This is a genomic window from Pigmentiphaga soli (assembly GCF_039541095.1).
Taxonomy (GTDB): Bacteria; Pseudomonadota; Gammaproteobacteria; order Burkholderiales; family Burkholderiaceae_B; genus Pigmentiphaga; species Pigmentiphaga soli.
The window spans coordinates 48,880-61,831 of sequence record NZ_BAABFO010000020.1 but is presented as its reverse complement, the minus strand read 5'-3'; the positions used below and the strand labels follow the sequence as shown (position 1 = coordinate 61,831).

Annotated in this window: 12 protein-coding genes, 1 tRNA gene and 1 pseudogene; 6 read left to right on the top strand and 8 right to left on the bottom strand. The window is 68.4% G+C overall.

Going from position 1 to position 12,952, the window contains the following annotated elements:
• Positions 1-158 precede the first annotated feature (158 nt).
• The 4 genes from clpX to ABD927_RS18340 form a co-directional block, all read right to left on the bottom strand.
• Positions 159-1,430, bottom strand: coding sequence for an ATP-dependent Clp protease ATP-binding subunit ClpX (gene clpX / locus ABD927_RS18355; protein WP_345251297.1), 1,272 nt, complete (start codon positions 1,428-1,430; stop codon positions 159-161).
• Positions 1,431-1,432: 2 nt separating this feature from the next.
• Positions 1,433-2,089, bottom strand: a complete 657-nt coding sequence (clpP, locus tag ABD927_RS18350; RefSeq protein ID WP_345251296.1) for an ATP-dependent Clp endopeptidase proteolytic subunit ClpP — start codon at positions 2,087-2,089, stop codon at positions 1,433-1,435.
• Entirely contained in the window at positions 2,089-3,399 is a 1,311-nt protein-coding gene (gene tig / locus ABD927_RS18345; RefSeq protein ID WP_345251295.1) for a trigger factor, read from the bottom strand. The genes clpP and tig overlap by 1 nt, the downstream gene beginning before the upstream one ends.
• A gap of 199 nt (positions 3,400-3,598) precedes the next feature.
• Positions 3,599-3,685, bottom strand: a tRNA-Leu gene (locus ABD927_RS18340).
• 76 nt (positions 3,686-3,761) lie between these two features.
• Here ABD927_RS18340 and dapC point away from each other — a divergent pair.
• From dapC to ABD927_RS18320, 4 genes are all read left to right on the top strand, one after another.
• The gene (dapC, locus tag ABD927_RS18335) at positions 3,762-4,958 is read left to right on the top strand and encodes a succinyldiaminopimelate transaminase (protein WP_345251294.1); all 1,197 of its coding nucleotides are present in this window, start codon (positions 3,762-3,764) and stop codon (positions 4,956-4,958) included.
• Between the two features lie 31 nt (positions 4,959-4,989).
• Positions 4,990-5,811, top strand: a complete 822-nt coding sequence (gene dapD, locus ABD927_RS18330) for a 2,3,4,5-tetrahydropyridine-2,6-dicarboxylate N-succinyltransferase (protein ID WP_345251293.1) — start codon at positions 4,990-4,992, stop codon at positions 5,809-5,811.
• 163 nt (positions 5,812-5,974) lie between these two features.
• Positions 5,975-7,117: a succinyl-diaminopimelate desuccinylase gene (dapE, locus tag ABD927_RS18325; RefSeq protein ID WP_345251292.1), complete on the top strand. Its 1,143-nt coding sequence runs from the start codon at positions 5,975-5,977 to the stop codon at positions 7,115-7,117.
• A 256-nt stretch (positions 7,118-7,373) separates the two neighbouring features.
• The gene (locus ABD927_RS18320; RefSeq protein ID WP_345251291.1) at positions 7,374-8,171 is read left to right on the top strand and encodes a PD-(D/E)XK nuclease family transposase; all 798 of its coding nucleotides are present in this window, start codon (positions 7,374-7,376) and stop codon (positions 8,169-8,171) included.
• Between the two features lie 8 nt (positions 8,172-8,179).
• On the opposite strand, the gene ABD927_RS18315 is transcribed toward ABD927_RS18320, so the two are convergent.
• The 4 genes and pseudogenes from ABD927_RS18315 to ABD927_RS18300 all read right to left on the bottom strand — a co-directional run bounded on the left by ABD927_RS18315 (position 8,180) and on the right by ABD927_RS18300 (position 9,822).
• Positions 8,180-8,677, bottom strand: coding sequence for an RNA polymerase sigma factor (locus ABD927_RS18315; RefSeq protein ID WP_345251319.1), 498 nt, complete (start codon positions 8,675-8,677; stop codon positions 8,180-8,182).
• Positions 8,678-8,717: 40 nt separating this feature from the next.
• A pseudogene (locus ABD927_RS24575) lies at positions 8,718-8,990 on the bottom strand (RNA polymerase sigma factor); the annotation flags it as partial.
• A gap of 155 nt (positions 8,991-9,145) precedes the next feature.
• A complete protein-coding gene (locus tag ABD927_RS18305) occupies positions 9,146-9,460 on the bottom strand; it encodes a hypothetical protein (protein ID WP_345251289.1) in 315 nt (104 codons plus the stop codon).
• Entirely contained in the window at positions 9,430-9,822 is a 393-nt protein-coding gene (locus tag ABD927_RS18300) for a hypothetical protein (protein ID WP_345251288.1), read from the bottom strand. The genes ABD927_RS18305 and ABD927_RS18300 overlap by 31 nt, the downstream gene beginning before the upstream one ends.
• 285 nt (positions 9,823-10,107) lie before the next feature.
• Between ABD927_RS18300 and prmB the strand changes: the two genes are divergently transcribed.
• Complete coding sequence (gene prmB, locus ABD927_RS18295; RefSeq protein ID WP_345251287.1) at positions 10,108-11,001, top strand: 50S ribosomal protein L3 N(5)-glutamine methyltransferase; 894 nt, start codon at positions 10,108-10,110, stop codon at positions 10,999-11,001.
• Positions 10,998-12,914, top strand: a complete 1,917-nt coding sequence (locus tag ABD927_RS18290) for an ABC-F family ATP-binding cassette domain-containing protein (protein ID WP_345251286.1) — start codon at positions 10,998-11,000, stop codon at positions 12,912-12,914. The genes prmB and ABD927_RS18290 overlap by 4 nt, the downstream gene beginning before the upstream one ends.
• The last annotated feature ends 38 nt before the right edge of the window (positions 12,915-12,952 follow it).

The window sequence follows — 12,952 nt, the reverse complement described above, 5'->3', positions numbered from 1 at the left end:
CGACACGTATTTCAAGCGCCGGGAAGCGATTATCGTGCCCGCTCTGCTGCAAGGAACGGGCCCGGCAATGAAACGGCCCCCGTTCCCGGCCGGGACGGAAGGCCACGCACGATGGGAAACACTGTAGCACGCCACGGCGGCCGGCCGGCCGCCGTGGCTCAGTGCTTCGACGAGGAGGCGACCTTGGGCTTGTCGCCGTAGATCAGCAGGGGCGCGCCCTCGCCATTGATGGCGTTTTCGTCGAGCACCACCTTGGCGACGTTGCCCTGGGTGGGCAGTTCGTACATGGTGTCGAGCAGCGCCGCCTCGATGATGGAGCGCAGGCCGCGGGCGCCGGTCTTGCGCTTGAGCGCGCGCTGGGCGATGGCCGCCAGCGCCTGGGGACGGACGTCGAGTTCGGCGCCCTCCATCGCGATCAGCTTCTGGAACTGCTTGACCAGCGCGTTCTTGGGCTCGACCAGGATCTGGACCAGCACCTCTTCGTTGAGCTCGTCGAGCGTGGCGATGACGGGCAGGCGGCCCACCAGTTCGGGGATCAGGCCGAACTTGATCAGGTCTTCCGGCTCGACCTCGCCGAACAGCTCGCTGACGGAACGTTCCGACGGCGCCTTGACCGAGGCGCCGAAGCCGATGCCGGATTTTTCCGTGCGGCCGCGGATGACTTTTTCCAGGCCGTCGAACGCGCCGCCGCAGATGAACAGGATGTTCGTGGTGTCGATCTGCACGAAATCCTGGTTCGGGTGCTTGCGGCCGCCCTGCGGCGGCACCGAGGCGACCGTGCCCTCGATCAGCTTGAGCAGGGCCTGCTGCACGCCCTCGCCCGACACGTCGCGCGTGATGGACGGGTTGTCGGCCTTGCGCGAGATCTTGTCGATCTCGTCGATGTAGACGATGCCGCGCTGGGCCTTTTCCACATCGTAGTTGCAGTTCTGCAGCAGCTTCTGGATGATGTTCTCGACGTCTTCGCCCACGTAGCCGGCTTCGGTCAACGTGGTGGCGTCGGCGATCACGAACGGCACGTTCAGCAGCCGCGCGAGCGTTTGCGCCAGCAGCGTCTTGCCCGAGCCGGTGGGCCCGATCAAGAGGATGTTGCTCTTGGAGAGCTCGACGTCGTCGGCCTTGCCGCCGCTGTGGCGGATGCGCTTGTAGTGATTGTAGACGGCCACCGCGAGGATGCGCTTGGCGCGGGCCTGGCCGATCACGTACTGGTCGAGGATCTCTTTGATCTCGGCCGGCGTGGGCAGCTCGGACTTGGCGCCCGTCTTGGCATCGGCCGCGACTTCGTCGCGGATGATGTCGTTGCACAGGTCGATGCACTCGTCGCAGATGAACACCGACGGCCCGGCGATCAGTTTGCGGACTTCATGCTGGCTCTTACCGCAGAAAGAGCAGTACAGCAGCTTTTCGTTCGACCCTTTCTTTTCGGACATGCTCAACCCTGTTCGGTACGGCTGGCCAATACCTTGTCTATCAGTCCATACGATAGCGCATCGGCCGCCGACATGAAATTGTCGCGTTCGGTGTCGAGCGCGATGCGCTCGATGCTCTGCCCGGTGTTCTCGGCCAGGATGCCGTTCAGGCGCTCGCGCAGATACAGGATCTCGCGCGCGTGGATCTCGATATCGGTGGCCTGGCCCTGCGCGCCGCCCGAAGGCTGGTGGATCATGATGCGCGAGTTGGGCAGCGAGAAGCGCTTGCCCTTGGCGCCCGCCGACAGCAGGAAGGCGCCCATGCTGGCGGCCAGGCCGGTGCATAGCGTGGAAACGTCGGGCTTGACGAACTGCATGGTGTCGTAGATCGCCATGCCCGCGTAGATCGAGCCGCCCGGCGAGTTGATGTAGAGCGAGATGTCCTTCTCGGGATTCTCGGACTCCAGGAACAGCAGCTGGGCCACGATCAGGTTGGCCATCGCGTCGGCCACCGGGCCGACCATGAACACCACCCGTTCTTTCAGCAGACGCGAGTAGATATCGTACGCACGTTCGCCGCGACCGGATTGTTCGATCACCATCGGCACGTAGCCGAGGGCCTTGGGGCCGAGCGACTCGGCCCCGTACATCGATGCGTAGAAATCTACGAAGCGTTGCATCAGGTCGTTCCCATCAATTCATCGAAACCGACGTTCTGTTCGGTCACCTTGGCCTTCGACAGCACGTGCTGCACGACGTTGTCTTCCAGCACCAGCGCCTCGATCTCGGCCAGGCGGTTCTTGTCGGTCAGGTAGTAGCGCACCACTTCGGCGGGCTTTTCGTAGCTCTGCGCCATTTCCTCGATCCGCGCGCGAACCTGGTCGGGCCGGCTGCGCAGGTTTTCCTTGGAGACCAGTTCCGACACCAGCAGGCCCAGGCGCACGCGGCGCTCGGATTCGGCGCTGAAAGCGTCTTCCGGGATCGGCAGCGTATCGGCATTCGGCACGCCGCGCTGCTTCAGGTCTTCGCGGGCGGCGGCGATGCGGCTTTGCACGTCTTCGGAAACCAGCGCCTTGGGCACCTCGAAGGAAGCGGCCTTGACCAGCGCGTCCATCACGCTGCTCTTGGTGCGGGCCAGCGTGCGCTGCTTGATCTCGCGCTCCAGGTTGGCGCGGATGTCGGCGCGCAGCTTCTCGACGTCGCCTTCAGCCTGGCCCAGCTGGCGGGCGAACTCGGCGTCGACCTCGGGCAGCACGCCCTCTTCCACCTTCTTGATCGTGATGGTGAATTCGGCGATCTTGCCGGCCACCGTGGGCGAACCGTAGTCGTCGGGGAACTTGAGCGGGAACACCTTGGTGTCGCCCGCCTTCAGGCCGCGCGCGGCTTCCTCGAACTCGGGCAGCATGCGGCCCTGGCCCAGCACGAAGGAGAAGTCTTGCGCGGTGCCGCCTTCGAAGGCCACGCCGTCGATGGTGCCGGCGAAATCCAGCGTGACGCGGTCGTCGTCGGCCGCGGCGCGGCCCTCGCGTTCCTGGAACGACACGCGCTGCTTGCGCAGGATCTCGACCGTGCGGTCGACCTCGGCATCGCCCACTTCGCTGGTGGCCCTGGTGACTTCCAAAGTCGACAGGTCAGGCACGCTGACTTCGGGGTAGACTTCGAACGTGGCGGTAAAGGCCACGGAACCCTCGTCGACGCCTTCCGTCTTGGGCTCCACCGAAGGCGAGCCGGCCAGGCGCAGCTTGGAATCGGTCACGGTCTTTTGCAGCGCGTCGCCCACCTTGGCGTTGAGCACTTCCATGCGCAGCTCGGGGCCGTAGGTGCGGGCCAGCATCGGCAGCGGCACCTTGCCCGGCCGGAACCCCGGCATCTTGGCGGTGCGGGCCAGGCGCTTCAGGCGGGATTCGACTTCCTTTTCGATGTCGGCCACCGGCACGGAAAGATCCACGCGTCGCTCGAGACCCGACAGGGTTTCAACCACAGGCTGCATGCAAAAACCTATATTAAGAGTTGTCATCGATACCGGAATCGCCGCGCCGTCCGACTCCCCGGGGCGCGCAGACGCCGCCGGGCCACCCGGCTTTCTGAATTGTGCCACAGCCGGACGAGGGGTCGCGCCGCAGCGCGGCACGGCGGTTCCGCCGCGGGCGCCGGGGCCGGCGGACGCGGCGGGAGAAGATTCTGATGCATGGTGCGACCGAGAGGAATCGAACCTCCACAGGATTTCTCCCGACAGGACCTAAACCTGTTGCGTCTACCAATTTCGCCACGGTCGCACGAAAGGTCGATTGTACCCGACTCGGGGCGCCCCGGCCGCAGCGGCGCGGCGCCCGCGAGGGTACAATCGCGCCCATGAACCCACGTCTGAGGGCGCTCCAGCCCTACCCATTCGAAAAGCTCAGGGCATTGTATGCCGGCGTCACGCCGCCGGCCGAGCTGCGGCCCATCAACCTGTCGATCGGCGAGCCCAAGCATCCCACGCCCGCCTTCATCGAAGAGGCGCTCACGCGCAACCTCAAAGGCCTGTCCGGCTACCCGCTCACGCGCGGCAGCGGCGCGCTGCGCGGCGCGATCGCGGCCTGGCTGATGCGGCGCTACGGGCTGCCGGCGATCGACCCCGACGGCCAGGTGCTGCCGGTGCTCGGCTCACGCGAGGCGCTGTTCGCGTTCGCGCAGACGGTGCTGGACCCGGACGAGCGCCACGCGCGCGTGCTGAGCCCCAACCCGTTCTACCAGATCTACGAAGGCGCGGCGCTGCTGGCCGGCGCGCGCCCCACGTTCTACAACAACGACCCCGCGCGCGACTTCGCCGCCGACTGGAGCGCGATCGGCGAGCAGGCCTGGTCGGAAACGCGGCTGGTGTACGTGTGCTCGCCGGCCAATCCGTCGGGCGCCATCGTCACGCTGGGCGAGTGGGAGCGCCTGTTCGAGCTGTCGGACCGCCACGGCTTCGTGATCGCGTCCGACGAATGCTATTCCGAGATCTACCTCGACGAGGAACGCCCGCCGCTGGGCGCGCTGGAGGCCGCCCACCGCCTGGGCCGCGAAGACTTCCGCAACCTCGTGGTGTTCTCCAGCCTCTCGAAGCGCTCCAACGTGCCCGGCATGCGGTCGGGCTTCGTGGCGGGCGACCGCGCGCTGCTCGAACAATTCCTGCTGTACCGCACCTACCACGGCAGCGCGATGAGCGAGATCGTGGCCGCGGCCAGCATCGCCGCCTGGAACGACGAACAACACGTGCGTGAGAACCGGCGGCTGTACCGGGCCAAGTTCGACGCCGTGCTGCCGATCCTGCAGGACGTGCTGGAGGTGCCGCGGCCGCCGGCCTCGTTCTACCTGTGGCCGCGCACGCCGGGTTCCGACACCGAGTTCGCGCGCGGGCTGCTGGAGCGCGAGGGCATCATGACGCTGCCCGGCAGCTTCCTGGCGCGCGACGACGCGGCCGGCGGCAATCCCGGCAAGGGCCGCGTGCGGCTGGCGCTGGTGGCGCCGCTCGACGAATGCGTGGAAGCCGCGCACCGCATCGCCCGCTACGTGCGCGGCCTGTAACGAATCCTTGTATCAACCACAAAACGACGACATGACCCAACAACTGCAAACCATCATCGAACAGGCGTGGGAAGACCGCGCCTCGCTGTCGGCCACGGCCGCGCCGGCCGAAGTGCGCGACGCCGTGGAACACGCGATCGGCGCGCTCGACAAAGGCACGCTGCGCGTGGCCGAGAAGACCGGCGCCGGCTGGACCGTGCACCAGTGGCTGAAGAAGGCGGTGCTGCTGTCGTTCCGGCTGCAGGACAACGCCGTGATGGGCGGCGGCGGGCTGCAGTTCTTCGACAAGGTGGCCACCAAGTTCGAAAGCTACGACGCCGAGTCCTTCCGCCAGGGCGGCCTGCGCGTGGTGCCGCCGGCGGTGGCGCGGCGCGGCGCCTTCATCGCGAAGAACGTGGTGCTGATGCCTTCCTACGTGAACATCGGCGCCTACGTCGACGAAGGCACGATGGTCGACACCTGGGCCACCGTGGGCTCGTGCGCGCAGATCGGCAAGAACGTGCACCTGTCGGGCGGCGTGGGCATCGGCGGCGTGCTGGAGCCGCTGCAGGCCAACCCTACCATCATCGAAGACAACTGCTTCATCGGCGCCCGCTCCGAAGTGGTGGAAGGCGTGGTGGTGGAAGAGAACTCGGTACTGTCGATGGGCGTGTTCATCGGCCAGAGCACCAAGATCTACGACCGCGAAAGCGGCGAGATCCTGTACGGCCGCGTGCCGTCGGGCTCGGTGGTGGTGCCGGGCAGCCTGCCGTCGGCCGACGGCAAGTACAGCCTGTACTGCGCCGTGATCGTCAAGCGGGTGGACGCGCAGACGCGCGCCAAGACCAGCATCAACGATTTGCTGCGGACCTGATGAACCCACCCCTACGCGCTTCGCGCGCCCGTAGGGAACGCCCACCCCTACGCTTCGCGCGCCCCTCAAGGGGCGATGCGGGCGGACCGGCGGAGCCGGATCCGCCGCATCCTGGAGGGGGCGGCGCGGTGGAGCAACTGAGACCTTCTTTTTTCCAATCGCCATGACCTCGCCTGTTCTTTCCCTGGTCGAAGACCTCATCCGCCTGCCGTCGGTCACGCCGGCCGATCTCGGCTGCCAGCCGCTGCTGGTCGAACGGCTGCGCGCGCTGGGCTTCGCCTGCGAAACGCTGGAAAGCGGCGGCGTCGTCAATCTCTGGGCGCGGCGCGGCACGCAAGGTCCGCTGGTCGTGTTCGCCGGCCATACCGACGTCGTGCCTCCTGGGCCGCGCGAGCAGTGGAATACCGACCCGTTCGTCCCCACGCATGTCGACGGCAAGCTGTACGGCCGCGGCGCGGCCGACATGAAAAGCTCGATCGCGGCCTTCGTGGTGGCAGTGGAGGAATTCGTGGCGCGCCGTCCCGACGCGCCCGGCTCGATCGCTTTTCTGCTGACCTCCGACGAGGAAGGCCCGGCCACCGACGGCACGGTCAAGGTGTGCGAAATGCTGGAGGCGCGCGGCGAGCGGCCCGACTTCTGCATCGTGGGCGAGCCGACCTCGTCGGCGCGGCTGGGCGATACCATCAAGAACGGCCGGCGCGGCTCGCTGTCGGGCCGGCTGACGGTGATCGGCATCCAGGGCCACGTGGCTTATCCGGAGAAGGCTCGCAATCCCATCCACCAGGCGGCGCCGGCGCTGGCCGAACTGGCCGCCACCCGGTGGGACGACGGCAACGAATATTTCCCGCCAACCACCTTCCAGATATCCAACTTCCACGCCGGCACCGGCGCCAGCAACGTGGTGCCAGGCACGGCGGTGGTGGATTTCAACTTCCGCTTCTCCACCGCCAGCACCGCCGAGTCGCTCAAGCAGCGGGTGCTGGAGATCCTGCATCGCCACGGGCTCGAATTCACGCTCGATTGGACGCTCAGTGGCCTGCCCTTCCTGACGCCGCGCGGCACGCTGTGCGATGCGCTGTCTGGCGCGATCCGCGCCGAAACGGGCATCGAGACGGAGCTGTCCACCACCGGCGGCACGTCCGACGGCCGCTTCATCGCGAAGATCTGTCCGCAGGTGGTGGAGTTCGGGCCGGTCAATGCCAGCATCCACAAGATCAACGAACACATCGAGCTGGCCAGCCTCGAACCGCTGAAGAACATCTACCGGCGCACGCTGGAAGCGCTGCTGGCCCCGCCAGCCGGCTGACACCCCTCGCCACCGAGGCAAGCGGCAAGGCGTCGACCGGACGCGCAGCAGATGAGTATTTTTCCGGGCAGACAGGAATAGGACCGGGGCCTGTCGAAAGAACGCCAAGCCTTCTAGGGTGGAACTCCCTTTTCAGGAAGATTCCACCATGCGCCTTTCCGCATCTTTCCATCAGGCCGCTCGTTCAGACTTTTCGCCGCTCCGCTTTTTATCGGAGTCCGAACCCCCACCCTATTCCCCGGAAACGCCCCCGCTCATGGACCTGCGCAACGACGCGGTGTTCAAGATGGTGTTCGCCGATGCGCCGGAACTGCTGACCGACCTGATCAACGCGGTGCGCTATGACGAGCCGCCGATCAAGGTGGTGCGCATATTGAATCCCCAGATCGATCCCAAAGAACTGGGCGGCAAGCTCATCGTGCTGGATCTGCTGGTGCGCGATGCGGCGGGGCATTTGTACAACGTCGAATTGCAAGTGCGCCGCCGTGGCCGTTGGTCGCCTCGGAGCACGTACTACCTGGCGCGTACGCTATCGAACCAGATTGGCAGTGGGGAAGGCTACGTACGCGATGGGCGCCTGCCCGCCGTCGTGCTGGGACGTGAGCTGGTGCTTCATATCGTAGAATTGCCGAAGGCGGATCGGCTGGGGAAGCATCCCGCAGCGCTGCCCGCGTGGATCACCTGCTTTCAGCATAGCCAGGAGGACGCCAGAATGGACGAAATCACCCACCCGCCGGTACGCCAGGCGCTGGAACGGCTGAAGGTGCTGCAGATGGACGACGAAGCCCGGCGGCTGGCGTTCGTGCGGCAACTGGCCCTGATGGACGAAGCCGAGGCGCTGAAAGAGGCTCGCGAAGAGGGGCTTCAAAAAGGCCAGGCCAGTCTTCTGGAAGGCCTGTTGATTCGCAAATTCGGCCCCTTGCCCGAATCCGTGACCCAGCGTCTACGCTCGGCCCCCGTCCAAGATCTCGAAGCCTGGGGCTTCGCCCTGATCGACGCCGCCACGCTCGACGACGTCTTCACGACTCCTCCCGCCTCCGCCGAGCGCGCATAACGCTTGAATCAATCCGCCGATTCACGATATTGGCCTTCCATGTAGGCGGCGCAACGATCCAGGGCCTGGCGCAGGGCCGTGTCCACCTTGCGCAAGGAAAGGCCGTGGCGCAGCGCCGCCTCGGCGCGCGTGAGCCCGTCCACTCGCAGTGCCATCAGCAGTGCCTGGTGGCGCGGCGGCAGGGCTTCGATGGCGCGGATCGCGCAGGCCAGTTCCGATCGGGCTTGCGCGATCCGTTCCGGTCCCGGGCCTAGATCGGGGGTACTGTCCAGCATGGCTTCGCCGGCCTGCAAATAACCGCGGTCGCCGCGCAGGCCATCCATCGCCAGGTTGCAAGCGACCCGGTACACGTAGGCGGCCGGGTTGCGCACCGACGCCGGCAGCCGCGACTCGCCCAGCCGCAGCCAGGCGTCGTGCAGGCAGTCGCTGGCGCGGTCGGGGCAGCCGAGGTAGCGCAGCAGGCGCCGGTGCAGCAGCGCGTAGTTGGCGGCCAGGCAGTCGCGCAGTGCGATGCCGTCGGCCTGGGCGGCATCGGAGCAGCGATACCCCCAGGCGCTGCGCCACCTCTTTCTGCTCCATGCCTTCCATGTGCACCAGCGCCATTACTTCGCGCCGGCGCGGCGGCATGCGTTCTATCAGTTCCTGCATGAGCGACAGGTCGGCGCGCGCCTCGGCCACTTCGGCCGGGCCGGCGGCGGGATCGGCCAGGTCCATCAGCGCATCGACCTCGTCGAGCGACAGCGACCGGGACTGGCGGCGCTGGATGTCGAGCGCGATGTTGACCGCCATCCGCACCAGATAGCCGCCCGGGCTCTGCATCGGCGCTTCGGGTTCGCGCCCCTGCACCCGCAGCCAGGCGTCCTGCAGGGCGCCGCCGGCCAGGTCGCCATTGCCCAGCAGCCGCGTCACGCGCAGCTTGAGGTTGGCATAGTGCTTGGTCAGGTAGTCGACCAGCAGCAGCGGTTCGTCGTCGGTCATGGCGTGGCCGCCCCGCCGCAGCCGGCGGCCGGCGGTTCCGTGGCGCCGGGCAGGATCAGGAGGGTGACCGGCTGCGGCATCGACGCCGGCGGGCGGTCCAGGCCGGCGCCGTCCAGCGCCGCGCGCAGCAGGGCGTCGCGGCGCGCGGCGCCGGTCGAGCCCAGCAGCCGCGGGCGCCGGATCCGGCCGCCCTCGTCCACCTCGAAGCGCAGCAGCGCACGATAGGCGCCAGGCGCCGCGCCGGCGCTGCGCCACAAGACGCCCAGCACGCGCGACTGGATCAGCGCGGGATACCCGGCGTCGCCGGCCATGCCCGCCGGCCCGTCATCGGCGGCGCGGGGACGGCGCGCAGCACGAAGGCGGCATCCGGGCCGGGCCCGGCCGGTTCGGCCGCCAGGCCGGAGCCTTCCAGCAGCAGCCGCAGCGCGGCCGCGGCCGTATGGCGGCCGCGCACGGCGGAAGACGTCCGGCCGGCCACCACCCCGCTCTGGTACAGCGCGGGCTGCCGGCTCTGCGAGGCGTAGCGGCGCAGCGCATCGGCCAGCGGCTGGGCGGGAATGTCGAAATCGACAAGATCGGACTGGGCCGCCGCCGATGCGGCCGGTAGCGCCGCGACAGGCGGCCCGTCCTCGCCGCCGATGGCCAGCGCCGGCGCGGCGAGCCCGCACAGCATCCAGGACGCCAGCCCACGGCGGCGCAGGCGGGACGGCGGCAGAAGGAGACGGGTCGGCAAGAGAAGGCACCATCGATGAGGCTGCGATCATCCCAGCCGCGCATGACGCTTTTGCTACAACGGCCCCGTGGCGCCGTTCCGCCCGCGCAGGCGCGGCGCGCGCCATTCCGCACCCGGGCTACACTAGCGGGCTGACGAGAACCCAGCGCCAGCCGCCGCCCTTCCAGGAAGGCGCGGCCCGGCACCGCGCCGCCGCGGCCGGGCCCGGCGCTCGCCCTATCCGCCATGCAGCCCACCGACACCCATCACCTCCGCACCATCCGCGACCTGCTGCGCTACGCGGTCAGCCGCTTCAACGCAGCCGGCATTGCGCTCGGCCATGGCACGCTCGACGTGTTCGACGAAGCCGCCTACCTTGTCCTGCACACGCTGCGCCTGCCGATCGACCGGCTCGATCCCTTCCTCGACGCCGCCGTGCTCGACGGCGAACGCGAACAGGTGCTGGCCATCGTCGAACGCCGCATCGCGGAGCGCCTGCCCGCCCCCTACCTCACCAACGAGGCATGGATGCACGGCCACCGCTTCTACGTGGACCGCCGCGTGATCGTGCCGCGCTCGCTCATCGGCGAGCTGCTGAACGACGCTCTGGCGCCGTGGATCGAAGACCCCTTCGCCGTCGAGTGGGCGCTCGACATGTGCACCGGCTCCGGCTGCCTGGCGATCCTGGCGGCGCTGGCCTTCCCGCACGCGCAGGTCGACGCGGTGGACCTGTCGGCCGACGCGCTGGCGGTGGCCCGCATCAATGTGGACGGCTACGGCCTGCAGGACCGCGTCGCGCTGCACCAGTCCAATCTGTTCCAGGACCTGCCGCCCACCCAGTACGACCTGATCCTGTGCAACCCGCCCTACGTCAATTCGGAATCGATGGCGGCGCTGCCGCCCGAGTACCGGCAGGAACCGGCGCTGGCCCTGGACGGCGGCAGCGACGGCATGGACCTGATCCGGCCGCTGCTGGCGCAGGCCGCCGACTACCTGCGACCCGGCGGCCTGCTGGTGCTGGAGCTGGGCCACGAGCGGCCGTATTTCGAACAGGCGTTCCCGCACCTGGACCCGATATGGCTGGACACCTCCGCCGGCAGCGACCAGGTATTGCTGCTGCGGCAGGAACAATTGGCATGATCCGCGCGTCCGGGCTGACGCTTCGACGCGGCACCAAAGTACTGCTGAACGAAGCCGAATTCGTCGTCCATCCGGGCGAACGGGTCGGCATCGTGGGGGCCAACGGCGCCGGCAAATCGACGCTGTTCGCGCTGCTCGACGGCCGGCTCGACGCCGACGCTGGCAACCTTTCGATCCCGGCCTCGTGGCGCATCGCCTCGATCGCGCAGGAAATCGACGACACCGACCGCGCCGCGCTCGACTTCGTGATCGACGGCGACGGCCGGCTGCGCCGCCTGCAGGCCGACCGCGCCGCGGTCGACGCCGAGCGCGACGGCGTGCGGCTGGCCGAGCTGGAAGCCGAGCTGTTCGACGCCGGCGCCTTCACGGCGCAGGCCCGCGCCGAACAATTGCTGGCCGGCCTGGGCTTTGCCGAATCCAGCTTCGGCGACCCGGTGGCGAGCTTTTCCGGCGGCTGGCGCATGCGGCTGAACCTGGCGCGCGCGCTGATGGCGCCGTCCGACCTGCTGCTGCTGGACGAACCCACCAACCACCTGGACCTGGACGCGATGCTTTGGCTGGAACGCTGGCTGGCGGCCTATCCTGGCACCGTGCTGGTGATCTCGCACGACACCGAATTCCTCGACGCGGTGGCGCGCACCATCCTGCATTTCGACGACGGCAAGCTGGTGCGCTACAAGGGCGGCTACCAGGACTTCCTCACCCAGCGCGCCGAACGGCTGCGGCAGAACCAGATCGCCTACGAACGCCAGCAGCGCGAGGCGGCCCACCTGCAAAGCTTCATCGACCGCTTCAAGGCCAAGGCCACCAAGGCCAAGCAGGCGCAGAGCCGGGTCAAGGCGCTGGCCCGCATGCAGATGCTGGCGCCGGTGCGCGCGGCCTCGGGCATCGACATCCGCATCCCTTCGCCCGACCACATGCCCGACCCGCTGCTGTCGCTCGACGCCGTCGGCGCCGGCTACGGCGACCATCCGGTGCTGCGCGGCGCGACGCTGTCGGTGCGGGCCGGCGCGCGGATCGGCATCCTGGGCGCCAACGGCGCCGGCAAGAGCACGCTGGTCAAGACGCTGGCCGGCGAACTGGCGCCGCTGGCCGGCCAGCGCAAGGCCGCGCGCGGGCTGGAAGTGGGCTACTTCGCCCAGCACCAGCTCGACATCCTCGACCCGGAAGCCACGCCGCTGCTGCACCTGGCCCGCATCGCCGGCGACACGCGCGAGCAGGAGCTGCGCAACTACCTGGGCGGCTTCGGCTTCTCCGGCGACTTCGCCACCTCGCCGGTGCGGCCGATGTCGGGCGGCGAAAAGGCGCGGCTGGCGCTGGCGCTGGTGGTATGGAAGAAGCCGAACCTGCTGCTGCTGGACGAACCCAGCAACCACCTCGACGTCGACACGCGCGAAGCGTTGACGGAAGCATTGGCCGAATTCGAAGGCACGATGCTGCTGGTGTCGCACGACCGGCACCTGCTGCGCACCACCGTCGACAGCTTCTGGATCGTGGCCGACGGCGTGGTGCGCGAGTTCGACGGCGACCTGGAAGACTACCGCGACTGGCTGGCCGGCCGGCATGCCGCGGCGCCGGCGCAGAAAGCGTCCGACGCACAGCCGGGCCAGGCGGCCGCCCCCGAACTCGACCGCAAGGCGCAGAAACGGCTGGAGGCCGAACAGCGCCAGCGGATGTCGGCACTGCGCAAGCCGCTCGAAACGCAGCTCAGGCAGATCGAACAGGCAATGGCCGCGCTGGAAGCCCGCAAGCAGGCGCTGGACGCCGACATCGCCGACCCGGCGCTCTACGACGACGCCCGCAAGGAAGACTGCCGCAGGGTGCTGGCCGAGCACGGCGACGTGCTCAAGCAGCTGGGCGAACACGAAGAACGGTGGCTGGCCCTGCAGGAAGAGCTGGAAGGACTGGCGTGATGCGGGCGCCGGGGCAAGCCCCGGGAGGGCCCGTCCTG

What these genes read in the sequence shown, in the direction of transcription:
- tig (WP_345251295.1), bottom strand. Translation starts at nt 3,399, where the DNA reads ATGCAGCCTGTGGTTGAAACCCTGTCGGGTCTCGAGCGACGCGTGGAT.
- ABD927_RS18305 (WP_345251289.1), bottom strand. Translation starts at nt 9,460, where the DNA reads ATGGCCGGCGACGCCGGGTATCCCGCGCTGATCCAGTCGCGCGTGCTG.
- dapE (WP_345251292.1), top strand. Translation starts at nt 5,975, where the DNA reads ATGACCTCGCCTGTTCTTTCCCTGGTCGAAGACCTCATCCGCCTGCCG.
- ABD927_RS18320 (WP_345251291.1), top strand. Translation starts at nt 7,374, where the DNA reads ATGGACCTGCGCAACGACGCGGTGTTCAAGATGGTGTTCGCCGATGCG.
- clpP (WP_345251296.1), bottom strand. Translation starts at nt 2,089, where the DNA reads ATGCAACGCTTCGTAGATTTCTACGCATCGATGTACGGGGCCGAGTCG.
- ABD927_RS18300 (WP_345251288.1), bottom strand. Translation starts at nt 9,822, where the DNA reads ATGCTGTGCGGGCTCGCCGCGCCGGCGCTGGCCATCGGCGGCGAGGAC.
- clpX (WP_345251297.1), bottom strand. Translation starts at nt 1,430, where the DNA reads ATGTCCGAAAAGAAAGGGTCGAACGAAAAGCTGCTGTACTGCTCTTTC.
- dapD (WP_345251293.1), top strand. Translation starts at nt 4,990, where the DNA reads ATGACCCAACAACTGCAAACCATCATCGAACAGGCGTGGGAAGACCGC.
- dapC (WP_345251294.1), top strand. Translation starts at nt 3,762, where the DNA reads ATGAACCCACGTCTGAGGGCGCTCCAGCCCTACCCATTCGAAAAGCTC.
- prmB (WP_345251287.1), top strand. Translation starts at nt 10,108, where the DNA reads ATGCAGCCCACCGACACCCATCACCTCCGCACCATCCGCGACCTGCTG.
- ABD927_RS18290 (WP_345251286.1), top strand. Translation starts at nt 10,998, where the DNA reads ATGATCCGCGCGTCCGGGCTGACGCTTCGACGCGGCACCAAAGTACTG.